This is a genomic window from Brevibacillus panacihumi, from assembly GCF_003710985.1.
In the GTDB taxonomy this organism is placed as follows: Bacteria; Bacillota; Bacilli; order Brevibacillales; family Brevibacillaceae; genus Brevibacillus; species Brevibacillus panacihumi.
On sequence record NZ_RHHT01000058.1, the window covers coordinates 1 to 26,918 of the forward strand.

General features: G+C 44.7%; 23 protein-coding genes. 6 read left to right on the forward strand and 17 right to left on the reverse strand.

Annotation, left to right across the window (positions count from 1 at the left end; genetic code table 11):
• Positions 1 to 46: 46 nt before the first annotated feature.
• A complete protein-coding gene (locus EDM58_RS21300; RefSeq protein ID WP_122915116.1) occupies positions 47 to 229 on the reverse strand; it encodes an S-layer homology domain-containing protein in 183 nt (60 codons plus the stop codon).
• A 241-nt stretch (positions 230 to 470) separates the two neighbouring features.
• On the opposite strand from EDM58_RS21300, the gene EDM58_RS21305 reads away from it, so the two are divergent.
• Positions 471 to 3,464: a hybrid sensor histidine kinase/response regulator gene (locus EDM58_RS21305; RefSeq protein ID WP_246000936.1), complete on the forward strand. Its 2,994-nt coding sequence runs from the start codon at positions 471 to 473 to the stop codon at positions 3,462 to 3,464.
• 17 nt (positions 3,465 to 3,481) lie between these two features.
• Here EDM58_RS21305 and EDM58_RS21310 read toward each other — a convergent pair whose 3' ends face one another.
• Positions 3,482 to 4,612: a response regulator gene (locus EDM58_RS21310; RefSeq protein ID WP_122915117.1), complete on the reverse strand. Its 1,131-nt coding sequence runs from the start codon at positions 4,610 to 4,612 to the stop codon at positions 3,482 to 3,484.
• A gap of 275 nt (positions 4,613 to 4,887) precedes the next feature.
• Here EDM58_RS21310 and nagZ point away from each other — a divergent pair, with 275 nt between their 5' ends.
• Positions 4,888 to 6,165: a beta-N-acetylhexosaminidase gene (nagZ, locus tag EDM58_RS21315; protein WP_246000938.1), complete on the forward strand. Its 1,278-nt coding sequence runs from the start codon at positions 4,888 to 4,890 to the stop codon at positions 6,163 to 6,165.
• 693 nt (positions 6,166 to 6,858) lie between these two features.
• On the opposite strand, the gene EDM58_RS21330 is transcribed toward nagZ, so the two are convergent.
• From EDM58_RS21330 to EDM58_RS21350, 5 genes are all read right to left on the reverse strand, one after another.
• Positions 6,859 to 7,578, reverse strand: coding sequence for a hypothetical protein (locus EDM58_RS21330; protein ID WP_122915120.1), 720 nt, complete (start codon positions 7,576 to 7,578; stop codon positions 6,859 to 6,861).
• Between the two features lie 172 nt (positions 7,579 to 7,750).
• Complete coding sequence (locus EDM58_RS21335) at positions 7,751 to 8,686, reverse strand: RNA polymerase sigma-70 factor (RefSeq protein ID WP_342769050.1); 936 nt, start codon at positions 8,684 to 8,686, stop codon at positions 7,751 to 7,753.
• Complete coding sequence (locus EDM58_RS21340; RefSeq protein ID WP_122915122.1) at positions 8,592 to 9,890, reverse strand: phytoene desaturase family protein; 1,299 nt, start codon at positions 9,888 to 9,890, stop codon at positions 8,592 to 8,594. Before EDM58_RS21340 ends, EDM58_RS21335 begins: the two co-directional genes overlap by 95 nt.
• 73 nt (positions 9,891 to 9,963) lie before the next feature.
• Positions 9,964 to 12,090, reverse strand: coding sequence for a multicopper oxidase family protein (locus tag EDM58_RS21345; RefSeq protein ID WP_122915123.1), 2,127 nt, complete (start codon positions 12,088 to 12,090; stop codon positions 9,964 to 9,966).
• A 30-nt stretch (positions 12,091 to 12,120) separates the two neighbouring features.
• Positions 12,121 to 12,654 carry a DUF2269 family protein gene (locus EDM58_RS21350; RefSeq protein ID WP_122915124.1) on the reverse strand — a complete coding sequence of 178 codons (534 nt, stop codon included), beginning with the start codon at positions 12,652 to 12,654 and terminating at the stop codon, positions 12,121 to 12,123.
• A 142-nt stretch (positions 12,655 to 12,796) separates the two neighbouring features.
• Between EDM58_RS21350 and EDM58_RS21355 the strand changes: the two genes are divergently transcribed.
• The gene (locus EDM58_RS21355) at positions 12,797 to 13,495 is read left to right on the forward strand and encodes a response regulator (protein WP_122915125.1); all 699 of its coding nucleotides are present in this window, start codon (positions 12,797 to 12,799) and stop codon (positions 13,493 to 13,495) included.
• A complete protein-coding gene (locus tag EDM58_RS21360; RefSeq protein ID WP_122915126.1) occupies positions 13,485 to 14,816 on the forward strand; it encodes a sensor histidine kinase in 1,332 nt (443 codons plus the stop codon). The genes EDM58_RS21355 and EDM58_RS21360 overlap by 11 nt, the downstream gene beginning before the upstream one ends.
• Positions 14,817 to 14,868: 52 nt before the next feature.
• Here the strand turns inward: EDM58_RS21360 and EDM58_RS21365 are convergent, their stop codons facing one another.
• Together EDM58_RS21365 and EDM58_RS26435 are read right to left on the reverse strand one after the other, a co-directional pair.
• On the reverse strand, positions 14,869 to 15,969 hold the full coding sequence (locus EDM58_RS21365) for a peptidylprolyl isomerase (RefSeq protein WP_122915127.1): 1,101 nt from the start codon (positions 15,967 to 15,969) through the stop codon (positions 14,869 to 14,871).
• A 135-nt stretch (positions 15,970 to 16,104) separates the two neighbouring features.
• Positions 16,105 to 18,075, reverse strand: a complete 1,971-nt coding sequence (locus EDM58_RS26435) for a helix-turn-helix domain-containing protein (protein ID WP_281275095.1) — start codon at positions 18,073 to 18,075, stop codon at positions 16,105 to 16,107.
• A 110-nt stretch (positions 18,076 to 18,185) separates the two neighbouring features.
• Between EDM58_RS26435 and EDM58_RS21375 the strand changes: the two genes are divergently transcribed.
• A complete protein-coding gene (locus EDM58_RS21375) occupies positions 18,186 to 18,914 on the forward strand; it encodes a hypothetical protein (protein WP_122915129.1) in 729 nt (242 codons plus the stop codon).
• 107 nt (positions 18,915 to 19,021) lie between these two features.
• On the opposite strand, the gene EDM58_RS21380 is transcribed toward EDM58_RS21375, so the two are convergent.
• The 8 genes from EDM58_RS21380 to EDM58_RS21415 form a co-directional block, all read right to left on the reverse strand.
• Positions 19,022 to 19,387, reverse strand: coding sequence for an MmcQ/YjbR family DNA-binding protein (locus EDM58_RS21380; protein ID WP_246000944.1), 366 nt, complete (start codon positions 19,385 to 19,387; stop codon positions 19,022 to 19,024).
• A gap of 122 nt (positions 19,388 to 19,509) precedes the next feature.
• Complete coding sequence (locus EDM58_RS21385; protein WP_246000947.1) at positions 19,510 to 20,214, reverse strand: Na-translocating system protein MpsC family protein; 705 nt, start codon at positions 20,212 to 20,214, stop codon at positions 19,510 to 19,512.
• Positions 20,215 to 20,617: 403 nt separating this feature from the next.
• On the reverse strand, positions 20,618 to 21,436 hold the full coding sequence (locus EDM58_RS21390; RefSeq protein WP_122915130.1) for an STAS domain-containing protein: 819 nt from the start codon (positions 21,434 to 21,436) through the stop codon (positions 20,618 to 20,620).
• Positions 21,437 to 21,603: 167 nt separating this feature from the next.
• Complete coding sequence (locus EDM58_RS21395; RefSeq protein ID WP_122915131.1) at positions 21,604 to 22,296, reverse strand: Na-translocating system protein MpsC family protein; 693 nt, start codon at positions 22,294 to 22,296, stop codon at positions 21,604 to 21,606.
• 227 nt (positions 22,297 to 22,523) lie between these two features.
• Positions 22,524 to 23,090, reverse strand: a complete 567-nt coding sequence (locus tag EDM58_RS21400; protein ID WP_122915132.1) for a bifunctional transcriptional activator/DNA repair enzyme AdaA — start codon at positions 23,088 to 23,090, stop codon at positions 22,524 to 22,526.
• A 23-nt stretch (positions 23,091 to 23,113) separates the two neighbouring features.
• Positions 23,114 to 23,890 (reverse strand): isocitrate lyase/PEP mutase family protein, encoded by a 777-nt coding sequence (locus EDM58_RS21405; protein WP_122915133.1) that lies wholly within the window; start codon positions 23,888 to 23,890, stop codon positions 23,114 to 23,116.
• Between the two features lie 137 nt (positions 23,891 to 24,027).
• The gene (locus EDM58_RS21410; protein WP_122915134.1) at positions 24,028 to 24,675 is read right to left on the reverse strand and encodes a nitroreductase family protein; all 648 of its coding nucleotides are present in this window, start codon (positions 24,673 to 24,675) and stop codon (positions 24,028 to 24,030) included.
• Between the two features lie 72 nt (positions 24,676 to 24,747).
• A complete protein-coding gene (locus tag EDM58_RS21415) occupies positions 24,748 to 26,265 on the reverse strand; it encodes a class I adenylate-forming enzyme family protein (RefSeq protein ID WP_122915135.1) in 1,518 nt (505 codons plus the stop codon).
• Positions 26,266 to 26,685: 420 nt separating this feature from the next.
• On the opposite strand from EDM58_RS21415, the gene EDM58_RS25550 reads away from it, so the two are divergent.
• The coding region (locus EDM58_RS25550) for a hypothetical protein (protein WP_148039348.1) at positions 26,686 to 26,918 on the forward strand (233 nt) is incomplete at its 3' end.

Below are 26,918 nucleotides of genomic sequence, written 5' to 3' on the forward strand. Positions count from 1 at the left end.
TTTTATTATGCGATATACATGGGTCCTTTTTCGTTATGAGTTGCCTTTACTTTTTGGTTGCTGCTTCAATGTCCTTGTACGCCCAGTGAGTTGGAGGCACATCCGGCCAGCTTTGTCCGTTTACCGGGCTCAACTGAATCTTGTTTGTCAATCGATTAATAATTGTGACCGTTTCTGCTCGGGTCAATGTTTTCTGTGGATGGAACGTGCCATCCGGATACCCGTTCATCAATCACGAAACACCCGATCGATTTTTTTTAAAAGGTGTCCTGAACATCTTGTCGAAAAGTAATCATTTGAGAAACGGCTAAGGCATAGAGGGGCATCACTTATACCCAAAATGGGGGCTTTAAGAGGCTCCTTACTATTACTAATTGAGGTTATTAGATGAAATGAAAACAGTCGCCTGGAAATGAACGAAAATAATCATTGTTGCTCTACTGGCAGTAACAGCTGTTCGCTTACTCTGGATGAGTTTCCTCACCACTTTTGACTACGCTGAAAAACCAGTGGCTGTAAAAGGAGTGCTTGATTTACGCGGGTGGGAATTCTCGGACTACCAGACATTGCGATTGGATGGGGAGTGGGAGTTCTTCCCCTCTCAGTTCATAGAGGGGAACGACCTGAAGAAACCTGAGGAACAGACGTACCTCCAAGTGCCCAAGCGGTGGGATGAGGCGTTTGTTCATGAGCAAGGCACGCCTGACACCTTCCGCTTGGGCACGTATCGATTACGCATCTTGCTTGATCCGAAACAGCAACAGACACTTGGCATTAGAATCAATGAGCTTCGAACTGCCTCGGCCATCTATGCCAATGGGCAGTTGGTCGCCCGGGCGGGACAACCGGCAACCAGCGTCATCGAGCACCAAGCTCGCAATATTCCCTATACGGTCAAACTGACGCCAGAACAAGGCCAGGTAGAGTTGCTGATCCATGCTTCCAATGATGCCGGAGCAGGAGGAATCACAAAACCTATTCGCTTCGGTACGATAGAAGCTGTACAGATGCGGACGATGCTGTCCATCAGTTTGCAGCTATTTTTGCTCGTCGTGTTTCTGATTCATAGTTTATATGCCTTGCTCCTGTACTTTTTGGGTTCCAGAAATAAAGGCTTGCTATATTTCTCTTTGGTCATGATTTGTGGAATTTTTATTGTAGTGACTGCAGATGACAAGCTATTCTTTGTCTGGCTGCAGTTGGATTATGAATGGACATTGAAGATGACGTATCTCGTCTATGTTGGTGCGGTCGCCTTCATACCTCCCTTGTTTCATTATCTGCTTCCTGCTTATCTGAACAGAAGGATTTTGCAAGGTTTCGGTGGCTTGTGCAGCTTATACGCACTGTTCATCCTCTGCGTACCCGCTGGAACGATCTTAGCGATGAGCAGAATGCTATCGATCGTGATGCTCCTGTCCGTCATCATTTCTGCCTACATACTCTGGAAAGCCATTCGGGACAAGGAAGACATTATCTTTCTTCTGCTCGCTTGCTTGTTTGTTGGGGTTAATGTGGTCTGGACGATCGTCTATGCCATACTGGGATTGGAAATGATTCACTACCCCTTCAACCTGATCTTTGCCGTACTTGCTTTTGCGGCCTATTGGTTCCGACGATTTTTCCGGGCAACGACCGAGACGAAACAGCTTGCCGAGAAATTGCAGCAAGAGGATAAGCGCAAGGATGAATTCTTGGTGAATACGTCTCATGAACTGAGAAATCCTTTGCACGGCATCATCAATATCACACAAGCGATTATCGAGGATACAGACAATCCACTCCATGAAGAACACAAAAAACGGCTGGATATTCTCCTGCATGTCAGCAAACGTTTGACGCTCATGCTGGATGATTTGCTTGATGTGACACGATTAAAGGAGAACACCATTCGCCTGCATGAGAAAAAAATAAACCTGCAGTCCATCTTCGCTGGTGTTTTCGATATGGCGAGACTGATGCTGGACGGAAAACCGATTGCTTTAAAAGCGGAAATCGACGATTCGTTTCCTTCTGTTCGGGGAGATGAAAACCGGTTGATTCAAATTCTGTTCAACCTGGTGCATAATGCCATTAAATTTACAGATGAAGGAACCATCACGATCCGCGCGACTGCCGCTAATGGATTCGCTTCTATTCAGGTGGAGGATACGGGGGTTGGCATCGAGGAAAAGGCTCTGCAATCTATTTTTCAACCTTACGAGCAAGCGGAGCTGAATTCAATCAGAGCAAGTGGCGGATTCGGGCTGGGCTTACATATTTCCAGGCAGTTGGTTGAGCTGCACGGCGGGACTCTATCGGTTCAGTCCACTCCGGGAAAAGGCTCTGCCTTTACTTTTACACTCCCACTGGCTGCAGAATCCGCTCTAATGGAAGAGAGCAGCGCTCAGGCATGGACGCAGTCTTCGTTAGAAATGGCTGCTGCAACCACGGATCGAATCCCTGCATCAACAGAAACGGTTTCTTCTATTAGAAAAACAAGAATTATCGTTGTGGATGACGACAGCATCAACCTGAACATTCTTAGCAAAATGCTTGAATCCGAACAGTATGAAGTAAGCACGGCTACCAGCGCTCAGCAAGCCTTGTCCATACTGGAACGTAAAGCGGTGGATCTGGTCATCTCAGACGTCATGATGCCTCACGTATCCGGCTATGAACTGACACGCATCATCCGGGAACGATTCTCTGTTTTGGAACTGCCTGTCCTGCTCTTGACCGCACGCAATCGCTCCCAGGATATTGTGACCGGCTTTCAAGCAGGAGCGAACGACTATGTCAAGAAACCGGTCGATGCTTGGGATTTAAAGGCAAGGGTAAAAGCCTTAACAGAGTTGAAAATATCCTTCGACGAACGCTTGCGGATGGAAGGAGCATGGCTGCAATCACAAATCCAGCCTCATTTTTTGTTTAACACATTAAATTCAATTGCCGCCTTGGGACTCGAGGACTTCACGAAAATGCAGGCATTGCTTGAAGAGTTCAGCAACTACTTGCGTTTAAGCTTCGACTTTCATAATTCTGATCCCGTGATTTCGCTTCACGATGAACTCGCTCTTGTCCGTTCCTATTTATATATTGAGAAGCAGCGATTTGGCGATCGTTTGCAGGTGGAATGGGATATGGACCCTGAACTCGATTTTTGCTTGCCGCCACTAACCATTCAACCGCTTGTGGAAAATGCAATCAAGCACGGTTTAATGCAGCGTACAAGCGGGGGAACGCTCTGGATTCACATCAAAGATAAAGGGGAGTATTGCGAAGTTTCTATCCAGGACAATGGAAAAGGGATGACAGAGGAAGTTCGGAATCAGCTTTTCAACCAAACAGGGTATACCAAAAAAAGAGCAAGCGTAGGCCTGCGAAATATCGAAAGACGACTAAAGCAACTATATCGCCAAGGCTTAGCGATTGATAGCTCACCTGAACAAGGTACGACCGTCACTTTCCAAATCCCAAAATAAGGAATAAACCACCTGGTTTATTCCTTATTTTTCTGCTGCCATCGTTGATACCATTCTGTAATTGCAGGATTAGGATGTTCTTGCAATTCTGTCTGCAACACATTCTTCAATTGCTCGTATTGGCCATGCACAGACGTATGTCTGCCCATGTCAGCAAAGATTTTCATCAGGTAAAAATAGGCTTCCTCCTCTAGCGGATAGCGCTGACAGATGTCCAAGCATAGCGTTATCGCTTTGTCCCTTTCCTCATTGGCGTAATACCAATCCACCATTTTCAAAGCAGTTTGCACCCATTGCAGCTGTAATCTTTGACGTTCGCTTTCTGCCCATACGTAATTATGCTCTTGCAGATAATCCCCTTTGCACAGAGCCACGGCTTGTTCATATTCGCCAATCGTCTCCGCAGATAAGACTGCGTCAGAGCGGAAAAATTGCTCGAACTGATCCACATCCAAGATGATATGTTCTAGTTTTAATAGATACCCTTCTGATATATTGGCAATTCGAAAATATTTTTCAAAAGGTGCCAAGGTTTTGCGAATATGATAGATAGCTGTATACAGTTGATGATAGGCCTTTTCCGGTTCAAGCTCTGGCCAGAGCAACTCAATGATTGTCGTTTTATTAACTGCTCTCCCCCTGTGTTGAACCAGATATAAGAACAACTGCTGCACCTTGGCCGTTCGCCATCGCAGCAGGATTTCCTGTCCGCCATCTACAATCGTTACTTGTTGAAACAAACTCATATGTAATTTCTCCGATTTCTGAAGGGACAAGGCAGCATGTTCCTCCAGCCTGGATTGAATTCGTTTCATTGTCGTTCGCAGACGTTGTTTGCCAACCGGCTTTAAGACATAGTCAAGAGCGTTCAGCTCAAATGCTTTAATCGCATATCTCTCATAGGCGGTTACGAATACTATCTGTAATTGAGGCTTCATTTCCAAAAGCTGTTCCGCCAACTCAATGCCGTTCAGCTTTGGGATTTGAATATCCAAAAAAACAATATCAATCTCATTTTTTTCAATGGCTCGCTTGCCGACCATGGGATCCGTAAATTTGCCAATAATTTCGACATCTGCGATATGAACTAACTGATGCTCCAAATAGTTTAACGCCAACTGTTCATCGTCAATTAAGATCGCTTTCATGCTGTTCCCCTTATAAGCCAAGCCTTATCGATTTGGTAAATTTTACTTCCATAATACTACAATACGATATAACTGTAAAAGAATCCAAATCTTCCTGCTTTTCCTTCTGGGGTTTCGTGCTTTTACTTCAGCGCTTCGTCAAACACGGATTATACGATAAGGAGGATGTTATTCCTGTTGCGGTGGATAAATCCCGCATTTGATAGGCAACCCCCTGTAAGTACGAAAAATGGTATGATAAACAAATACATGTAGGCAAGCAGGTGATAAACAACATGAAGAAGCTGTCTATGCTAGCAGGTTTATGGTCGATGTTAATCATCGCGGTTCTATCCGGATGTTCCGGGAACCAATCGGCCTCTCCTGCCCATCCATCCCCTCCTGTTTCGGCTGTTCCTGCGCCTGAAGCGGGTTCCGAGCCGTCTTCGAGTCCATCCGCACCTATCGTGGAGAAGGATGCGATTCGTGAAAGAATAGACGAGATGACGCTGGAGGAAAAAATCGGGCAGATGATCATTGCCGGTGTACAAGGTACTTCTGCCTCAGCCGAGGACGAAAGATTGATTAAGGAACAGCATGTCGGAGGGATTATCTTTTATAAAAATAACCTGGCCGATCCGGCCTCGGTCGTTCGTTTTACAAACCAGCTCAAGCAATGGAACGAGAGCCATTCTGTCCCACTGCTGCTTTCTGTAGATCAGGAAGGCGGGCGAGTCAGTCGTTTGCCAGGGCTTGATCGTCTGCCGAATGCACAGGAAATCGGGCAATGGAACAGCCAGGAAGCGGCCGGGGAGATCGGCGGTATCCTTGGAGAAGAGGTAAAGGGAATGGGCTTGAACATGAACTTTGCTCCGGTGCTCGATATTCACAACAACCCGAAGAACCCGGTTATCGGAGAACGCTCATTTGGACCGACTGCCGATATCGTATCCTCCCTGGGCATAGCAGTAATGAAGCAAATGAAGCAGACCGGTGTCATCCCGGTCGTGAAGCATTTTCCGGGACATGGGGATACCGAGACGGATTCCCATCTGGATCTGCCGGTTATTCATAAGAGCGAGAAGGATTTAACCCAACTGGAGTGGCAGCCTTTCGTCCGTGCCATTGAGGAAGGGGCGGACGCTGTTATGGTGGCCCATATTTTGTTTCCGCAAATCGATGAGCAACATCCCTCTTCCTTATCGCCGGCGGTAGTGACGGGCCAATTACGCGATAAGCTGGGTTTCGAGGGCGTCATCTTGACGGACGACCTGACCATGGGAGCGATTGCGAAGCGGTATGGAATCGGAGAGGCCTCTGTTCTGTCGGTGCAGGCGGGGACCGATATTGTGCTCATTGCCCATGAATACGCTAATGTCGATAACGTGATTGCTGCCCTGAAGCAAAGCGTAGCGGATGGCACGCTGTCCGAAGAGAGGATTGACGAAAGCGTCCGGAGAATTCTACAGCTGAAAACCAAGTTCAACCTCGAGGACAAGCCGGTCGATCCCCCTGATTTGACGTTACTTAATGAACGGATCAGTAAGGCGATAGACACCTATCGAAAAAAATAGAAAGCTAAACGTCTCAAAAAATAATCAACGATTAAAATCCCGCACTTTCGCTAGTGCGGGATTTTCGTAGTGGAGCATAAAAGTAAGCCCGATGCTCAAAAAATCATTCGGATTTAATGGCTGCATTTCTGGTTGGCCAACGAGCTGCATCGTGCATTTTTTCGTGGAATCCGAACAAAGAGAAAACCAGAGGAAGAGCGAGATCGTGTTTTTTGGAGGAAAAGGACAGTTTGTCTTCTCTACGTGGACAAATGGGATGGATCGAAAATCGGTAATCGCTGAAAACGACGAAAAACGCCCGAAAATGAGGACTCGGACGTTACTTTACATAATGTGTATTATCGGGCCTCCTATTGGTTGGTAGTTTGGTCTCGAGCTATCATCGGACTTTTTTGGATGTTTGTATAATTGCAAAGATATAGGCAGCTATTAAAACAATAAGACTAAGCCACCAGAGCTGGTCTGTAATTGTATAAATGAGAAATGCTAAAACGGCCCCATTCATGTCTCTTAATATGCTTACTTTTTTTAAAAAGCTATATATATATGTTAAAAGCATAAGACTCAAAACAAAATATGGAAACAAGCTATTCAATATGAATTCCCCCTTTATTATGCCATTTTCTTTTGGATTAAAAAAACACATGCTATCTAATTTAGCAACATGTGTTTTTTGTTTTTTAATTATACTTCTCAATACGTTCTTGCACGCATGTAAACTCCTCCGCTGTAAATTCGGACGTAAATACCATAACCTTTATTTTTATTGGCTATATAGGTCGCTCCAAGCCCAAACAGAACCGATGCAACTTCGAGAGACAAGCCTAAACCCTTGGTTGCTGGGAATAGAGAAAGTATTTTTCCTGCAAACCATGAAATTGTAGCAGCAATCGCTAATTTTTCAACTAGCCATCTGGTATCGTCATCACTAAAGTACCACCATTCGCCAACATCCCAATCACCGTTTGAATATACATATGTATCATCGTCGTGTCCATAATAATAATCCTCAGTTACACCCAGGGGACTTACTCGGTTTTCTAGAGTCCTTCTTTCTTCATTTGTAAACTCTTCGTTAGCAGAATTAAAGACTTCTTCTAACAAAACATAGGTTTCTTCTGGAATTTCCTTTTCTGCCCCTTCTTTGAAATGATAACCAGTTTCATCTGAATAAATGAGATCACCATATTGTTTAAGTGCTTCTTGTATCGTTTTAAATTCCTTAGATTCAAAAATATCATTTAGTTGTTGGTAAGCCTTTTTAGCCTCTGGGTCTATTTGTAGCTCTTCATAAAAAGACTTTTCGTCAAAAGTTGGATCAACTTGAACATTAGCATGTGCATAATTTGTTGGGATTAAGGCTGAAACGGAAAATAGTGATAGAGATAGAAGCAAAAAGATACTTTTTTTCAATTTAGACACCACCATTTACATTTTTGTATATTCTATCAATTTCCAATATGTTAGTCAATTACCTATTTAGTAAATTATTGGAAAATAAAGCGTGTGGGATATTCAGGCGGGATCGAACCGCTTTCACTGCCCATGGACTTCACGAGGAGCTTTGAATGTGGGCAATTCATTATTAGACATGTCGTAGTTTATCCGGATTTGATACGGCATAGATCGTTTGGATTTGATTATTGTTAAAAGCAAATGAGTAAATATACTGAATTTTTTCATCCATCTTGATTGCAATCCCCGGCAACCCGTTTACTGTAAGGAACGAAAAAGTATACTTCCCTTCATACATTCTGAGCAGATTTTGATGCAAATGGATAACTTTATCAAAGCCAAAGATCGGAATTTGCGCAGCTCTTACTTTGCCTCCACCGTCTGAATAGAAAACCACATTTTCACTGACTAGCTCAAGCAGTTTGCTCGTATTTCCTTGCATCAGAGAGTTCACAAACTCCTTTATTTGCTCCTCTGCCATCGAGATCGAAGGGGGCTGATCGGGATCGAAATGAATGCTTTTTTTGGCTCGGTGATAGATTTGACGGCAATTTGTACTGCTTTTTCCGATCATTTCCGCTACTTCATCATACGAATAATGAAAAATCTCGCGGAGCAGGAATACCGCTCTTTCTACAGCGTTCAGCTGCTGCAAAAGCAAAAGGTACGCCGTGGAAATGGATTCGTGCTGTAAATACGCATCTGATGGATCTGCTCCTAGAGCATTCTTCTCGATCAGAGGCTCTGGCAGCCATGGTCCAACGTACAGTTCTCGTTTCTTTGCCGACGATCGGAGAAGGTCTAGACACCGGTTCGTAACGATTTTGTATAAAAATGCTCTCTCATTTTGAATCTCAGAAGAATCGGGCAACTGATCATAGGCAAGAAAGGCTTCTTGTACAATGTCTTCTGCATCCATCACACTCCCGAGCATCCGATAAGCTAATGAAAAAAGAGGCGTTTTGTACAAGTTATACAATGTTTCGATGCTCATAGGGGGTCCTCTCCATTTCCTCATGCGAGAGTATATGCTGTACAGCTCTTTTGGCGCTTGCTGTCGCAGCATCGACCAGTAGTTCACCGTGGGAAGCCCACTCTCCTGCTACATATAACCCATTAATCTCTGGGACAGCGGGCCCTGGGTTCTCTTGACGTTTGACATGCATAAAATCATGGCAAACCGTGATCTTGGGAAGGTATTGTTTGGCAACTAATTCGTCCCGCCAGCCTGGTTGCACCAAATCCAAGGTTTGTTCCAGGTCTTGCAAATCTTTTTCTGAATTTGTCTCCATTCCTTGATACTTGATCAAGGATATGACTTGTGCACCGTCTTCGCTTAGGTAAGCTGCGCGCGATTGATTGGAGAGAAAGACAGGTTGATCGATTCCATATACAAATTGTTGTTTCGGTTTTGGAAGTCGGCGCAAAGCTACTTCTAAACAAGCTGCTGTGACCTCAATCGCCTGTTCCCTCCAAGTATGGAGAGCGGTTGCTTCTGCATCGGGCACCAACTCGTGAGCGATCGCTGGCGAAGTTGTGAGGATGATATTTCTCGCCCTTACTTTCGTTCCGTCTTCACAAAGGACATGTTGCACCATTCCGTTCTCATGTTCGATACGATTGACCTTGTTCTTGATTAAAAAGTGCACCCCGTATTCAGCTGCTTTTTTCCTTAATTCATCGACCAGTGTGCCCCAGCCACGATCTAGATACAGGACGCCTTGCATGGAGTTTTGAAGTTGTTTTAAAACTGGCCCGGCAGCTTGCAAATCAGGCGCCATCGCATAACTTGCTGTTCGCAGCAGAGCGTAAAATACATTTCGAACCATGGGATCTTGCAAATTTGTTTCAATCCATTCGCGGAGACTGATTTGATCATATTGATGTGTATCTAGCTTTGCTAATTTCGCAAGCCAAGCAGCTACCTCCATTTTCCCTTTCCAGGATAAGAGAGGGGTGGTGAATAAGGATGTAACTCCCATAGGCAGAACGCTTAATTTTCCCTTCCATATCCCATAGGCATCGATGGAAGGTTGATTTCCTGGCAGGTTCAATTCTAATTCACGGAACGTAGCCAGAGCATCTCCACGATACAAGGCATGCCCTCCCAGGTTGAAGTACGCTCCATTTTTCTTATTCGTAATCGCTCGACCGCCTAAGCGATCCTGTTTTTCAATGATGATCGCTTGCTTGCCCGCCCTCGCTGCATAGATCGCAGCTGTTAATCCCGCGACTCCTCCGCCGACAATGGCCACATCGTATGTTTCCATTTGAATCATCCCTTTCGTTTTTTGTACCGGTATGACGGGGAGGGGCAGCAGAATGTGACAAGAAAAATTATTTCTAATCAGGCAAGTTTCCAGAGCGTGTCCCTACTTCATAAGAAGGAAGCACGTTATCGTACATGAGATGCAAAATCATCCCAGTGGCTGCATGATCCAGGTTATGGCAGTGGTCCATCCACATCCCGGGATTATCCGCGAGAAATGCGACCTCATACGACTCACCCGGCATGACGTTTAACGTATCGGTAAGCCAAGGGGTTTTCACTGTCTCGCCGTTTTTCTTCAAAACCGTCATATGATGCCCGTGCAGGTGCATGGGATGCTCGCCCAAACTTTTATTCACGAACGTCGTTTTGACCCTATCGCCCTCCTGAACTACGAAAGTGGGTACCCGGGGGTAAACCTCTCCATTGATTGTCCATAGAAAATGAAGAGTGCCGTTGTAAAATCCCATCTTGTTACCAAGAATCATGAGGAATTCCCGGTCGAATGTTATGTCTGCAGTTACTTCGTTTGCCACAGGCTTGCCGTAATCGGACGGATCAAACATAGTCGATTCCGCTCTGAAGATCGGTTTCTCTGGCGGTTTCTCGGTATAAAAAATGATTCCCGGATTGCTTTCGTTATTGTAATCGCCAAGTTTAAAGAAGACAGGATGGTCGGGCATCGTGAAGGTCACGTCGTGTCTGCCGCCCGAACCAATCCGAAACGCTGTTTGATCAGACAATGGCTGCGGGTCTTGAATCCGCATCCCGTCTATGCTTGTGATTCGGTATTCGGTTCCTTGCAGAAGGTATTTTTCCGAAAGGTTATGCGTATTGATGATTCTCAGCTTTACTGTTTTTCCTGGGCTTACCTGCTTCCATTGCAATTCGTCGTCGTATCCAAATGCTTTTTTATAGCCTTGGTCTGTCATCCATCGATGGTTAATCACGGTGAATTGTTCAACATTGGCCTCAACCTCCTGTGCAGGTTCCACAATCAGTGTGCCGAAAAGCCCCTTCATCACTTGCTCCGATGCTTGCTGATGAGAGTGGAACCAGTAGGTGCCCTCCTGCTTGGCTCGAAATTTGTATGTGAATGATTGTCCCGGTTTCACGACATTTTGGGTCATGCCCGGCACGCCATCCATCGCATTCGGCACGTTATAGCCATGCCAATGAATCGTAACCCCGCTATCAATATCTTGATTGATCAGCTTCACTTCGATCATATCGCCATGCTTCACCCTCAGCTCGGGGGCAATTTCCCCGTTATAGGTCCAGGCATCGATGACGGCCCCAGAAGCAAGCGTTACCTCCTTCCGCTGTGCCACCAGTTCAAACTTCACATCCGGAGGATCCGTTATATTTCCTGTGAGAGCAGCTACTTCTACGGCATCGGTTTGATGACCGGTTTGATGACCGGCTTGCTGATGTTGACCGTGATGATCGGTACCGCTGGACATCCGGGTAGGCGTGCCACCTCCTTCGTCAATCCAGTCGTGATTCATCATATCGGATGCTTCCGGCAGCTTGGAGGTGTTCACTCCCACCAGTACGTTTGAAACAAGAATAATGATTGCTACTCCGGCTGTAAGAATGCCTGCAAAAAGGAGATGTAGCAGCCTGACAGCAAGCCTGTGTGAAAGCTGTTCCCCTCGCATCACCTTCAAGTACCTTCGTCTTACAAAAATCGCTGGCACAAGCAAGATGAGCACAACCAAAATGAACCGCTGGGCAATCTCAACCGGTCCGGGTAGAACCGGCTGTGCAAAGATGAAGCTGAAAGCGGAAATGCCGGAGGTGAGCGCTGCCGCATAAAAGGAAAGCGGTACGGAAGGATGAGTCACCGTGCGCAGCGTTTCCGGTGTCAATGGTTCCCCCTCGGAATCCCGCAGGCTTTTTAACCGAGGGAGTACCTTTACCGCCAGATATAATGGAGGAACCAACGTCAGTGGTACGAGTGTTTTAACCGTGCCCTCCACAAACGGCCAGCCGCTATTGATGAATAGGAGCGCGATCGTTACGTACCAAGCAGCGCTCAGAAAAATCGCAGCGCCAGCCACCCTGAACAAGACGGTTCTCTTCTTATATAAGCTTCGGTTGGTCATAGAGTAAGGAAGGACTGTCGCAACGACGCTTGCGATCCCCCACAATAAGGTCTTACCGACCGTAAACATGAGGCTGGCTATGGTTTCGAACATGATATCCACTCCTCGTCATTCGATGTTTCATCAGGCCGCACCCGATTTTGATTTCTGACCCTTTTTGCCAATTTTGCCGAACGGTTTGAAATAAGAGATTGCCGTCATGAAGATCAGCGCGACGATATTGGCTATTGCTCCTCCAATTAATGAGTAAGCTGTGTTTAGAAAGGCGGCATCGCTCAGCGCAAGAGATTTCCCCTGTTGGACGATGCTTACCAATTGAGATAACCAGCTGCTCATATACGCGATCCCGAAACAAATCAACAATATAGTCAAAATCAGCTTAATCACGATCCAATAGTGTTTGAGAAGTCCCCAATTCGTCCAAACGGATAATAGAATGCCCGTGATCAGCGTGACAAGAGCGGTATACCGGATCATCACGACATCAATCAAATGCAAATTTTCCACGGTGTAATAAAGCTGCTCACCATTCTCTGAATTGAGCATATAGGTGCCTAGCAGCAGCATGACCATCGCTCCACCCAGCCAGCAGATCACCGACAGCACATGGATGATGATGATCAACTGCTTTTTCTTGATCGATAATTTGTAACTCATGTGTAAATCCTCCTCAACCAGTTCTTTGATTGCTATCCTATCAACAAAATGTTGCGAACTTGTGGTGAACCTCTATACAGATTGTGGAGGCTTCGATATCCTTTTAGGTGGGTATCAAAATGGAAATGCTTGGGGTGTTGGAATGGGGATCAAGGTTCTAATCGTGGAGGATGAAAGCAAAATCGCATCGCTCATGGAATCGTTCCTTCAGACAGAAGGATACGATGTCCAGACAGCATTGGACGGTAAAACTGCCCTGCAGCTCTTTACGAAACATAAACCGGATATCGTGATCCTGGACTGGATGCTTCCGCAAATGAACGGACTGGACATATGCCGGCAGCTCAGACAGATTGGGACTCCAGGCATCATCATGGTTACGGCCAAATCGGAGGAAACCGACAAAATCATCGGCCTCGAAATGGGTGCGGACGATTATCTGACGAAGCCCTTCAGCCTGAGAGAGCTTTCCGCTCGAATCCGTTCCCTATTGAGACGAATGAACAGAAACGACAGTGACGGATCCGGAAGCGTTCTGCAAAGAGGCGAACTGGCGATTCATGAGGACAGTCTCCAGGTGTTTAAAGGGGCTCAGGAACTGCACCTCACTCCGACCGAATTCAAGCTCCTGCACCTTCTGGCGTCGAAGCCCGGTCGGGTGTACAGCCGCATGCAGCTGCTGCAGCACGCTTTCGAGGAGGAATTTATCATCGACGAACGGACGGTGGATTCCCATATCAGCAAGCTTAGAAAAAAAATAGGGAGCGACAGCCGGTCCTCCGAATATATTCAAACGGTCTACGGATTCGGTTATCGCTTCGGTGCCGAACATGAAAATTAGAACCAAGCTGATCCTGTCGATGAGCGTATTGCTCGTGTTTGTCATGCTTTTTCTGCTTGGCGTCACGCATGTCCAGTTTTATATTTTCCGCGATTTTGCCTATCTGGAGAATAAGGAACACTTTGAAGCCTTGAAGAAGGAGTTCGAAGAATATTACAGAAACCACGGGGATTCTTGGGAAGGTGTCGGCAGCGCAGGGTTTGAAAATTCCGGCTCCTTCGCCGAAATTGCTTTGTCTGCGGATGGAGAAATCTTGTACCAGCAAGGAAAACAAAGCGTGGATGAACTTCTCAAGGATGGCTACAAGCTTACGCTTAACGTGGATGATCAGAGGGTCGGCAGGCTGTACGTGATGAACGACAGGCAGTACAAGACCTACGAGTTCAAGACAATGTGGTACGAAATGCTGCCCAATATCGGCATTTCTTCGCTGCTTTTCACCTGCATCGCAGCTCTGCTGACTATCATCTTGTTGTCGTGGAGACTGACAAGCCCAATACGCAAAATGATCACAGGGATCGAATCTATCAAAGCAGGTGGCGATGCAGCAGTCTTTCCTGAGCAAAGGAAAGATGAATTCGGAGCGATCGCCAAGGCTCTTCGAGAAATGAACGATTCGCTGGCCGAAGCGGAACGAACCCGAAAGCAGCTGATGTCCGATGTCGCTCATGAACTGAAAACTCCGTTGATGATCATTCAAGGGGAATTGGAGCTGGCACATGAGACGGGAACGCCACTTTCTGCCGCCAAGCAAGCTTCTTTGCTCGATGAAGTATTGCGGCTGTCTCGTTTGGTCCATGAGGTACTGGATTTGTCCAGGCTCGAATCAGGTATGACGGAACTGCACCCGAGAACGGAGAACCTGGTTGCGCTGGTAGAGGATGTAACTTCGAAGACCCTGTTTATGACCGAGGATAAGCAAATACAGCTTTCCATGCACGCCGAGGAGGAGTTTATTCCCGTTTCGGTGGAAAAATCCCGCATTCTTCAAGCGCTGTATAACATCCTGACCAATGCCATTTACTATACAAGTCCCGGCGGACAAATTCGCCTTCATGTGGAAACCGTGCGCCTGCCAAATCAGCAGGAGCCTTATGCAAGAATCCGGGTTGAAGATAACGGAGCCGGTATATCGGAAGAGGATTTGCCCCATATCTTCGACCGATTTTACAGGGCGGATCATTCCAGAGCTCGTCCCAGCGGAGGGAGCGGTCTGGGACTTGCGATTGCGCGGCAAAACATCCTTGCTCATCGGGGATGGATTGAGGTGGAAAGCGTGGTAGGCGAAGGTTCGGTGTTCACCGTCTATTTGCCGATTTAACGTATGGAGTCAAGAGGGGCTCGACACCACGTGCCAAGCCCCTCCTTATCCATTATTCGTATTTTACAAATTCAATCTTCAAGATACGCATCGCGTCCTTAAGCGGCAGTCCGTTCTCATCTGTCTCCTGAGCAGCGATCTTGTCCACTGCTTCCATTCCTTCAAATACTTGTCCGAATACGGTGTGACGGTTATCCAGATAGGCGCGGCCGCCAATCTCCTGATATTTCGCTTCCGCATTCAACGGCAGTGCAGCCAGATCCAGGTACTGCTGATCTACTTTCGGACTTTGTACGATGAAGAAATGGTTGGTATTGGAGTTCGGTCCTTCGTTCCCCATGCTGATCGCCCCTCTGAAGTGGAACAGGTCCCGGTTGAACTCATCTTCAAACGCGCCGCCAAAGATCGTCTCGTTTTCCTCCGGCGTTTCTTCTTTGCCGCCGATTTGGATCATGAAATCATTGATCACGCGGTGGAACAAACGCTCATTGTAGAAGCCCTTTTGCGAAAGCTCCTTGAAATTTTGGACTGCTTTCGGAGCCTTGTCGGGGAACAGCCTCAGCTTGATCACTCCTGCATCGGTTGTGATGACGCAGATCTCTTCACCCTTGGCCGGCTTTTCGAGCTGGAACAGCTTCACATCCGAGACATCGATTCCGGTATCCTGCCAAACCAGTCCCCACAGCTTCCAATCCGTTGCTTCCTTGCCCAGCTTCGCCATTCCTATGTAATCCGTCTTTTCGATAATCTTATTGTCCTTCGTGTAGCCGAGGTACTTGAATTTGGCAATGGCACGATAGTTGGTGAAAGCATCGTAATCAGCGACTGTATACAGCTTTTCTACCTTCGCTTCTACGACCTTCACTTCCTTGAATTGCGACAGGCCCGCTAGGTATTCCTGCACTGCTGCTCTCGTTTGAGAATCAGCCGCCAGAAGCTTTTCCAACTCCTTTGAATTCGCAATATTCTTAACAAACTCCGCAAAAAAGCCTTGCACTTCCGCTTGGTCCCCGCCATGTGGACGGAATTGATTCACCTGGATTTCCTTGTTGTAGTCATGTACGGCTGGTGCAGGCGCCGCTGATACCATCGATGCGCTCATAAGCGGAACGGCAAGGCTGAGAGCAGCCGCGATATTAATTACCTTTTTCATGTTCTTCCCCCTCGTTTGGATATTTGTTTCGCATCATACTTCCAATTTTTTGCAGTCTACATCCAGTATATATCATTTCCCCCACAGCCATACAATCACTTTTTAAAAATTCTGATTTTTATCGATGGGAAACCCTTAATTCTCCAGCATGAGACGTATAAACTGGGCCCTGTTTTTTACACCAGTCTTTCGAAATATATTGCCGATGTGTTTTTTAACAGTGACTACGCTAATGTGCAATTCATTCGCAATTTCCTCATTGGTTTTACAAGTTAATATAAGCTCCGCCAACTCTTGTTCCCGTCTCGTTAAAGCGTATATGTTCGAACACGGCAAGGTGTACCCCGCCTGCTCCATTCTATTGTCCAAAAAAGAATAAAAGTGATTACCCCGCAAATCCAGTACGAAGGTAGATGCCGGAAAATCCTCGCCGAAATCATAATGGGTGAGGTGGGAAATTCGTTGAAATCCGATCCCTTCAAGTACCGTGGATAGTCCAGGGAAAGCGGTCGAAATAACGAGAAGACGATTGGGTCCTACGTACGACAAAAAGCATTTTAAAATATCCGAGCGGATTGTATCGTCGGACATGGGAACAATTGAATCTATCATCCGAATAAACCATTTGGATCCTTCTGTTCCGTCTAATGCTGTCTGGGAATCATCATGAAGGTAATGGCGTATGACGGGCTGCTCAAGTAAATATTCGAAATATCGGTGAATCGGTAACACAATCGATAAACCGATCATTTCCTTTCTCTCATTCCTTAGTATACGAACACTATCGCTGCCAAACTCAAGAAGTTCCCGAGGGTTAATCAAGTGCAACTCATTGCCGATCAGTGTTGCATGTTGTTCCTCCGTCATACCGTCCAATTCTATTTGTTCAACAGAAACGGTCACCGTTTGTTTGCGCCTTTGTATATAATCCTCTACTTCCTCATACATCGACGGACTCATCCATTCATAATAGTTTGTCGATTGTACCTTGCCTTTAAAATAGAGGTCTCGTAAACTCTCGTTCCCTGTGTAGTAATAAAAATGATAAAACTCCTCTATAAGTCCATCGGGTTGTTTCTGGAAAGAAGTCTTTAACAGATGATAATAATAAAAAGCACACCGCTTCATGTATTCACGGTAAAGGTTCGGCTGCCTGCGTTGAAAATCGGTTTGAACCGCTTCTCTTACAAGATCATGGACGTCCCAACCCTTTGCCTGGGATCGGTAAAAAGGTAAACTCGTCAGTTGATGGAATAACGAAGACGGAATCTCCTCCTGCAATACATACTCCAATGTTTCTTGATTGAACTGAAACAATAAGGAGGAGACGGCAACCAAGTCCATAAGCTTACTGTTCGGGATGCCCCGATACCAATATCGACTCATCTCGTTTGTAATACCAGCTTTTATTTGCTCCAATGACAACGCTGAATTCGACTGGATCATAGAAAGTGCCAAGGCAATGGAGAGGGCATGACCGCGGGTAATTTTCCATATCGTATCTTGTGTATTCAACTCCAGGTGATAATTCGAGAGGAGAGTCATCACCTCCTCATAGGAAAAAGGCTCGACTTTCATACATGTAATGTGCCGCTTCGGTTGTAAATCGGTTATCCAATGCGCTGGAAACATCTGCGTACTCGTTATAATCACCCGTACACGTGCCTCTAATGTAGAAATAAGATACTGTCGAATCAATACATCGTGAGCCAATAGATATTCGTAACCATCTATCGCAAAAACGACGGATTTGTTTTTTGCGATTTCATTCATCATGGAAGCAGCCTGCTGGAGAGACTCCATTACCAGTACAGCATCTTGTTTGTCATCCTTACCCAAGGTTCGAAACAAGGTCTGAACAAGCAAACCTTCCGAATGCATGGAATCTTTCCCGTTGAATAAAATCCATTCAAAACCCAATTCCTTCGCAATGCTGGAGAATTGGTCCAATAATATAGTTTTACCTACCCCGCTGATGCCCTGGAGATACAACAACCCGCCAACTTGACATTCGTCTGTTTTCTGTCGGAGAAATTCCTCAAATTGTTGACGCTCCCGCATTCGAATCGAACTGTTTCGTTGATCTTCTATGGATCGCAGAACCATTCCCATAACCCCCATAGAATAAAAATTATACTCAGGTATCATTTTATTCCAGGATACAATGCATTACGATAATCAGGTAAAAATCCACATTTGATTGGAGGAAAATATAAATGGAAGTAACCGAAGAAAAACGATGGCTGACTTTTCTTTCGAGGTGGATGTTTCTTTTACCCCTGCCCGCCCTCCTTCTGTTTCTTTCCATCGGGTTGTTAGTGAACGCAAGCGGTAATGCCCCCATCGAGCTGTCCTTCATGATTGCAGCGGCAGAAAATCCTCTGGGGCTACATCTGGCAGGACTCGCCATTATTTTGCAGTGGGGATCTGTTGCCGTTTTCTTCATTGCATTAGCCCGACTTTTCCGAAAACAATTTCCCATGAAAAGTACGTTCTTGTCGGCCATTGGGGTTGGGTTTTTCATTCCCATGTCGGCAGGAAATCTCCATTGGACGGCCTCTATGGACTTGGCTAAGAGGTATAGTGTTGCTGCTGGAGACGAACAGCGGGAACTTCTCCAACAAATTCAAATGACCGTATTCCAAATTGTAGAGTCAAGGATTGATGTGGCTAATTTGTTCTGGGGAATAGGAATCCTGTTATTTTTCCTTATGGCTCGTAAGGTTGTTCCGATGTATATTCATGTTTTATATATTGTATCCGCAGTAATCATGATGGTAGTCTTTTTTTCAAATCTTTTCGGATTCACATTTCCATTTGTTCTTATCCCGGCATTTTGGCTGGTCACCCTTATCGCTCATATCTCACTTGGAATTGTGTTTCATAGAAAGAGGAAGGAAGCTGCTCCGTTTGAGGAAGCGATTCCTGAGAGGAATGTTAGGTAACGTCTGGTGATGTGTTCGAAATATTAGTTCCTTCAGGACTGCCACGTCAATTCCAGGTAGGGCCTGATTGGGCAAAGCGACATTGCCCCACTGCGCCTTGTCACCGTTTACTCTACTTCAAGCACCTGTTTTACGAGCCGCTTGGGTGCTGCGAGCAGATACCCTTCCTTGATCAAGCCAGCCAACTCGTCCCAATCAGGAACAGCCGTGTGATCAAGCGAAACCCAGCCATGGTGTCCGATGTAAGGCGTTTTGACATAACCGCCTTTCTGTAGAAGCAAGTATTGCTGCTCCTTATCGGATTTTAAGGAAAGGCCAGGCACGCCATCGTTCTCACTCATCATGACAAACGATTTCCCCTTTACCTTGAACACATGATGACCGAAACCATCAATTAACTCCTCCACCTCCGGCAACGGCCTGCATATGTTCCGTACCCGCTCCAGCATGTCCACTCCCTGCGCTGATTCCACTTTTTTCCGTCCCTTCTATATAGATTCGTAATCCATTTATTTGTGATAAGGCTCACCGCGCTGGCTGGAAACCATCGCGTGAGCCCGGAAATGGCTTCATCACCCAAGACATCCCTCCGAATTTAGAATGTAACCGGACGTAAAATAAACACGATCACACTTCTATCAAGTTGAAAATTCCAGTCGACGAAAACATCTTCAATCGTTGCATGTAATATTTTTTGAAACCGTGAGTTATTTTGCAATTCCTCTTTCTCGAGGTTATGTAACGCTTCTCTTACATTTTTTTCATCACCAAGTCGGATCAATTCTGCACTTACATCTATAAGGATGCCATTACGCACGACAAGAAGTGTTCGTTTATTGATCATGTAAGAAAATATTTGGTCCGGTCTTTTTTGCACGCGTTCACTGATACGTTCCAGCTCACGATGGATTTCCTCTTTCCCTTCATACCTTTCCAGCGATTCCACGATCCATTTGGGGTCCTCTAATTGCCGGCCAACAAACACTCCGGAATGATTATGTAATTCCCAGTCGTAATAAAATTCCAATAGTTCCGTTCCTGTCAACAGTAACAGATAAGCTTTGATTTTGGGAATGAGCGACTTCATCACCAAGTCCCTTGTATGCTTGACAGCGCTTATCTGTCCCTGCTCCAATAGTATTTTTTCGGTTGGCGTTACAAAATTTCGCAAATAAATCACAATAAAGGGATGGTGGATACTCACATAAATGGATTGAGGGCCTTTCCCAAAAGCATCTCTAAGCAGTTTTCCTATATGGCTTGCAATTTCATTTTGGAAATGGGGTTCATATTTACTCAAAAAATTCATCCTCAGTCTAGGTAAACCCGCATCGGCTTTACCTTCATTGTCAGGATATCGCACAATAGTATTGTACATCCTCCGAAACCACGTTTATCGCTTTACCCACGGGTCATATCGAGATTTCCTTTTTATGCAAATAGAAAAAGCCTAAATAAAAGCTGCTTCCGCAAACTTTTATTTAGGCTTATGTCCAGCGCTCTCTCTGGTTCATTACTGCCAAAGCTTGGTCATTATTCTTATCTGAATCTGTCTTGTATTGACGCAATCATATAAGGCAAGAGCTTTTATATCCTTTGCCCAAACTTATTTTAATCATTTTATTCAAATTAAGCAAGGTTATAGCTTATAAGTTCACAATGGCTTCCCACTCTTCGCCCAATAAATCCAGAAATGACAGAAGCTATTTACTATTTTCCTCAATTGCTTGTCGCAATGTGCCCATTGTCGTCACTTTTTCATGTAACGTAATGCCTACTTCAATCATTGTATTGGTTATCTCAGGGCGAATACCGGTAATAACCGCTTCGCATCCCTGGATGGCAACTCCATTCGCAATTTGAATCAGATGGGGCACAATCGCCATGTCCATATAGGGAACACCTGATAAATCAATGATGATTTGTTCTATTTTTAGCTGATAAATTTTATCCAATACGTGCTCCTCTATTTTCTTGGCTCGGAGCGTATCCAGGGCTCCTACAAGTGGAAGTACCGCAATTTTATCAGTAAGGGGAATAACAGGCAAAGACAGCTCGTCGATAGCCTCGCGTTGTGATTGAAAAACCTCATTTTTATTCACTAAATAGCTGGATCCAAAATGTTTTAAGTAAGAATCGAAATTATAGTTTACGTGCCGCTCAAGCTCAAAAAATTCCAACTGGTTTTCTTCTGCATGTTTATAGTAGTGATACAAAAAATCCCAGTAACTTTTGCGCAAAATTTGAATCCATTCAAGCTTCAACATGAGATCCAAATTGTATTTCGCCCAATTCCTGCCGTGTTCCTTGGCATGCATGATTAAGCCTTGTTCATTTTTTTCGTTTATCATGCGCACCACTGTGAGTGCAGATTCAAGGATCAACTCCAGGTCGATTTCCTCTGAATCTCTCATTATGTGGAATAGCTCTTCACCTTTTGACTTGAGCAATTCGTAAAACGCATTCTGATTCGCTGTATAAAATTCCGAGAAATTTTGATTCCCACTGTAACTAAGCTTCAAAGTGTACCACTCCCTGCTTGTTCGTCTTATGAATCGGTAACATGATTGAAAATTTTGTTCCTCCCAACGAAACGGAAACAAAATAAATAAAGCCTAAATAAAAGCTGCTATACACAACTTTTACTTAGGCTTATGTCCAGCGTTATCTCTGGCTCATTAATACCATCTTATTGACTGGGATTTATGATAAAAACGAAAATACTTTTATCAAGATGAAAGTCCCAGTCTGCAAAAACATCAACAATTTCCGTTTTTAAGATTCGTTGAAAATGGTTGTTGTTATGCAAATATCTTTTTTCCAGATTTCTCTTAGCCAGCCTTAAGTTGCCCTCAAGTCCCAATCGAATTAACTCTTTCTCTATACGGACCAGAATGCCATTGCGGATCACTAGAATCGTTCGATTGTTAATCATGAAGGAATATAGTTCTTCCGGCGCCTTTTGAACCAGATGGCTTATATTTTCGATCTCCTGGTGAAATTCTTCTTTTCCAGAATAACCATCCTCTTTGATTTCGAAATCGTCTTCATCCGATTCAATCCCTACGAAAACTCCAGAGCTGTTATGAAGTCCCCAGTCATAATAAAATTCCCGAAATTGGATACCCGCGATAAGTGAGGTATAGGCTTTAATCTCAGGAATAATTGTCTTCATAAGCACGTCTCTTGTATGCTGGATCGAAAAGACCTGATCTTGTTCGAGAAGTATCTTTTCTGTTGGCGATAAAAAACCTTTCATGTAAAACACAACAAAAGGCCGGCGGATACTTACATGAATAATCTGAGGTCCTTTCCCAAATGCCTCTCTCAGTACCCTGCCTACATGACTGGCTAATTCGGATTGGGCTGTTTTTTCATCCAACAACGATCATCCTTACATTTTAGGCAAAAGCGTCTTATCTCTCGCCCATGTTCATTGTACTTTTATTTTTTGAGCCAAGCAATCATCCTGCAAAATCCCCTCATGTTCAATTTTCCTCATCTTTCTAGTATTTATGCGCCGCATTAAAAAAAGCCCCTGAGCGACCGCTTTTACAGTACGGATCATTCGAGGGCTCTTCTCAGGCAGCTTACCTATTTCGGCCATTATCAATCCTTTAGGAGTGCCTTTCGATATTCACTAGGCGAACAGTTTTTCAGGCTTCGGAACACCTTGTAAAAATTGGAGGGACTCTGGAACCCAACCTCATAACAAATCTCAAGGTTCGTCAGGGTAGAGGATTTCAGAAGATGGGCGGCTTTATCGATGCGTATTTTTTCCAAATAAGTGCGTGGAGTCTCTGAGGTTTCTTTTTTAAATAAGCGTTCCAAATAAAAGGGACTTAGACCAACCTGATCCGCTATATCTTGCAATACCAAATTTTGTTTATAATGATTGACTAAAAACGTAATAATATTTCGGACAACCCCGACATTCGGGGAATGCTCCACTTCCGGCTGACACCTTTTGCAAGCGCGATAACCAGCTTTTTCAACCTCTTGCATGTCATGGTAAAAATCCACGTTCACCTTTTTGGGCTTCCTCGATCTGCAGGAAGGACGGCAGTAGATTTTGGTTGTTTTAACTGCCGTAAAAAACAGCCCATCATATTTATGATCACAAGCGATGATTTTCTCCCACATCTCCTCAAACGAAAGATTGATACTGGTCACCATGCATCTCCACGGTCCTTTCTGCGCTAGTTCTCGTTCTCATACAAATGGGAAGTATCCATCCTCTTTACTAATTCAGCAGCATTCTTTTCAATATAAGCAATCACTTTATCAGACAGCGCATTGCCAAAACTGAAACGTCTCACACCCAGTTCTTTAAGCTTATGACAATTCGTTACCCCAGGTAATGACAATATATTTAGTGGAGCACTGATATTCATGGCAATTTCTCTAATCTCATCATGGTCGATCAAGCCGGGAACAAATATCCCGCTAGCGCCACTCTCAACATACGCTTTTGCTCGTTCTAGTGTTTCCATGAGAGGGTTTGGCCTTTGAAAATAAGTATCTGTTCTGGCGTTGATATAAAATCCTTTATAACCGTGTTGATCTAACGCTATTCTCATCTTTTCCAAGAGTTTGGCATGCTGTGAAATCTCTCGTAATCCATTCGATTGCTTCAATGAATCTTCAATATTGATACCAGCAACCCCGACATCTGCTGTCAGTAACACGTTTTTAATGATTTGGTCTATGTCTTCACTATACCCGGCCTCGATATCCGCGGAAACAGGAACTTTCACATTTTCTGCAATCGTTTTGATGATCCCTACATGTCTGTCGAAATCAATCCATTCACCATCTGCCAGTCCCAGGGTGTTGGCTATTCCCCAGCTAGTTGTTCCGATTGCTTTGAATCCTGCCTTTTCAAGTGTTAAAGCGGAGAGCAGATCCCATGCGTTTCCCAAAAACAGTAGATCGTTTGATGTATGCAAGTCGTTGAATTCCTGAATTTTGTTCATTTTCCTTCCCCCTACTTGTTTGTTGGACCCATTTTAACAAGTAGTCGGCCTTCCATTCGTCTTCATTCTTGCTCTTATGGTCTGTTATTAGGGACAAAAAAAGTGAAGCTGTATGGTGCTTCACTTCGAATCCTTTATTATTTCCATTCCGTTACTTGGTCAATAGGGAGGCGTACTGATGGATGTCCCGCATCTGCCGCTTTACCAATAGAGATCAACATAACGGGAATATAACGTTCCTTATCCAATCCAAAAGCCTCAGCAATTTTGTCTTTTTCAAATCCTCCCATTGGATTTGTATCGTAGCCATAAGCACGGGCAGCGAGCATGATCTGCATAGAGACAAGACCGCCATCCACCAATACAACATCTTTCATTTCTTCTCTTGAAATCGTTTCAAAATAGCCGGAGTAGGATGTATGTATTCGTTCTTTCACTTCTAACGGCATATATCCTTTTTCTACAGCCGCACCGTAGATTTCCTCGAATTTCTCAAAGTTATTCATATCGCCAAAAACAGCAATAACCGCTGATGATGTTTCAACCTGAGTTTGATTGAAACGAGCCAGTGGAGCAAGTTTTGCTTTTGCCTCCGGGCTTTCGATCACAAGAAACCGCCATGGCTGCATGTTTACAGAAGAAGGAGCCGTTGTAGCTAATGCAAGGATTTTTGTCATCTCTTCTTTGCTGATTTTTACTGCTTGATCGTATTTTTTTATGGAACGGCGCTCTGATACGATTTTAATAAAATCATTCGTTACTTGTGTTGGATTCTTGGTGGTCATGATGAATATCTCCCTCTGGTCAAATTGGACAAAAGCGATACAAAATGTTTGAAACGACGACTGTGTGGCTGTTTACTTCATGGATACTGGATCAGCCTGGGAAGCCTGTTCCTTCAAAACATGCTTCATAACCTTCCCTAATCCGTTTTTCGGCAGATGATCGACGATGACAACCTGCGGTACTTTATAATCCGCCAGCCTTTTGCTGCATTCCTGAATAATATCTGCTTCTGTCAATGGTGAGTGGTCGTTTTTAATCACATAAGCCCTAGCCATTTCTCCCATGGTTGGGTGGGGGACTCCAATGACAGCCACTTCCAGAACCCCATCTATTTTGTGAATCACGTCTTCGATTTCTCCTGGGTACACGTTGTCCCCACCATAAACGATCATATCCTTGTAACGTCCGGAAACATACAGAAAACCATTTTCATCCATTCGCCCAGCATCCCCTGTGTACAACCAACCATCCCTCAATACCTTTTGCGTCGCCTCCGGGTTGTCAAGATACCCCTTGAATAGATAGGGGCTTCTGACCACCACTTCCCCTATTTCCCCAGTAGCTACTTCCAACCCCGTGTCCGGATGAACAAATTTAATTTCTACCTGGTCTACAATTTTACCGACAGAGTCCGCTGTATTTGGCCCCATGCTCGGATCCCAATGACTAATAATGGATGCTTCCGTGCTGCCATATCCCTGGATCATCGGGATACCCCTGGCTAAATATTGACGAATCAGTCCAGCAGGGACTGCAGTCCCGCCGGCACTGACGCCAGCCAATGAAGAAAGATCCCATTTCTTCCTGTTCATCTCTTCCAGCATGTAGGTATATACGGATGGAAAAGCAAACATCATGTTGATTTTCTTTTCTTGAATGGTGTTTAAAATGGAGACGGAATCTGTATCTGTAATAAAGACCATGGTCATTCCATGATAGACACTGCCTATGATGTTCATTGTACTGCTCATATGAAAAAGGGGATGGATCGCCAAAAATCGCCTTCCACTCTGCAGCCGCCGATGGAACTGATTGAAAATCCGACCATAGGTGCCATGTTCAATCATGCAGCCTTTGGGCATGCCAGTTGTTCCTGAGGTAAATAGCACTAGAGCCAAATCATCTTCCACCAGGGGGTCAACAGCCGGTTCTGTTGTGGGGTAATGCTGAAAAATGGCAGCAAACTCTTCGGTCACATCCATCTTTTGACCGACAGAAACAAGCCTTTCTATTTCGTTTTTCACAAGAGAGAGTGATGGAGCAAAATCCTCATCATAAAATACGACCCTTGGTTCGGCAATTCTTATAATTTTCTCCATCTCATAGGCTGTAAGCCGCCAATTTAACGGAACAGCAACGCCCCCAATTTTAAGAATCGCCATTAAAATGGTTGGATAAGGGTGATTGTTTTTGCAAAGAATCCCGACACGATCCCCTTTTTTTATGCCTGACTCCAATAAGTAATGTGCCAGTTGATTCGCCCGTTCATTGTATTCCTTAAATGAATAATCACCCATAGGAGACAGAAAAGCCATGACATCTGGTGTCTCTTCCGCGCGATTCTTCAAATAATATTGCAATGTTCCCATAACTTATCCTCCACATACGAGTTGTGTTTGCAAGTTACGTTATAGGATGCTCAATCTTAGGGGATTTATCAGTTGGTTTGTCTGCCGTAGGATGCAATCGTTCTTGCTTCCACAGGAGGGAAATTACAAAAATTCCCTTCCTTATGATAAAGCTCCGCTTAACGGGTCTATCGGCGAAAAATGCGCTTAAGTCTGCCGAACGGCGGTATTGCTGTGATTTTTAAACCGATCTTGGAGCTCGAAACATTCCTGTCAAATTCATCGAACAAATACAAATAGTGCGATAGACAGTTCCTCAGACGAAGCATATCATAATGGTGAGCAACAAATACTTCCAGGCATAGCCCGGCCGATTCGCTCCGCAGTTCAACATAAAGCGACATGCTGTTAAAAAGTAAACAGGGGCGGGAGATCTTCTATATGAAAAATGAGCCAGTATCTTTAAGAATTTTAGAAAAGAAAAAAGCAACTTCTCGATTTGGCGTGGGTTTGCTATTAATCGTCAGCACAAGTGTTATTCTCTTTTTTGCTATTATGCTGGACAATAGAAATGCAGCTTTATACTATCAAGCTCTACTCTATCTCACAGGCATTCTATCGATTCCGGTTCTTTTGTTATGTTCCTTACTGTATGTGTTTGGCAAAATAAAAGT

Excerpts from the sequence above, each read along its gene's own strand:
- EDM58_RS21375 (WP_122915129.1), top strand. The coding sequence starts at position 18,186 with ATGGAAGTAACCGAAGAAAAACGATGGCTGACTTTTCTTTCGAGGTGG.
- EDM58_RS21400 (WP_122915132.1), bottom strand. The coding sequence starts at position 23,090 with ATGGTGACCAGTATCAATCTTTCGTTTGAGGAGATGTGGGAGAAAATC.
- EDM58_RS21405 (WP_122915133.1), bottom strand. The coding sequence starts at position 23,890 with ATGAACAAAATTCAGGAATTCAACGACTTGCATACATCAAACGATCTA.
- EDM58_RS21365 (WP_122915127.1), bottom strand. The coding sequence starts at position 15,969 with ATGAAAAAGGTAATTAATATCGCGGCTGCTCTCAGCCTTGCCGTTCCG.
- EDM58_RS21350 (WP_122915124.1), bottom strand. The coding sequence starts at position 12,654 with ATGAGTTACAAATTATCGATCAAGAAAAAGCAGTTGATCATCATCATC.
- EDM58_RS21360 (WP_122915126.1), top strand. The coding sequence starts at position 13,485 with ATGAAAATTAGAACCAAGCTGATCCTGTCGATGAGCGTATTGCTCGTG.
- EDM58_RS21345 (WP_122915123.1), bottom strand. The coding sequence starts at position 12,090 with ATGTTCGAAACCATAGCCAGCCTCATGTTTACGGTCGGTAAGACCTTA.
- EDM58_RS21355 (WP_122915125.1), top strand. The coding sequence starts at position 12,797 with ATGGGGATCAAGGTTCTAATCGTGGAGGATGAAAGCAAAATCGCATCG.
- EDM58_RS21335 (WP_342769050.1), bottom strand. The coding sequence starts at position 8,686 with ATGCTGCGACAGCAAGCGCCAAAAGAGCTGTACAGCATATACTCTCGC.
- EDM58_RS21300 (WP_122915116.1), bottom strand. The coding sequence starts at position 229 with ATGAACGGGTATCCGGATGGCACGTTCCATCCACAGAAAACATTGACC.
- EDM58_RS21340 (WP_122915122.1), bottom strand. The coding sequence starts at position 9,890 with ATGGAAACATACGATGTGGCCATTGTCGGCGGAGGAGTCGCGGGATTA.
- EDM58_RS21305 (WP_246000936.1), top strand. The coding sequence starts at position 471 with ATGAGTTTCCTCACCACTTTTGACTACGCTGAAAAACCAGTGGCTGTA.
- EDM58_RS21415 (WP_122915135.1), bottom strand. The coding sequence starts at position 26,265 with ATGGGAACATTGCAATATTATTTGAAGAATCGCGCGGAAGAGACACCA.
- EDM58_RS26435 (WP_281275095.1), bottom strand. The coding sequence starts at position 18,075 with ATGGTTCTGCGATCCATAGAAGATCAACGAAACAGTTCGATTCGAATG.
- EDM58_RS21310 (WP_122915117.1), bottom strand. The coding sequence starts at position 4,612 with ATGAAAGCGATCTTAATTGACGATGAACAGTTGGCGTTAAACTATTTG.
- EDM58_RS21410 (WP_122915134.1), bottom strand. The coding sequence starts at position 24,675 with ATGACCACCAAGAATCCAACACAAGTAACGAATGATTTTATTAAAATC.
- nagZ (WP_246000938.1), top strand. The coding sequence starts at position 4,888 with ATGAAGAAGCTGTCTATGCTAGCAGGTTTATGGTCGATGTTAATCATC.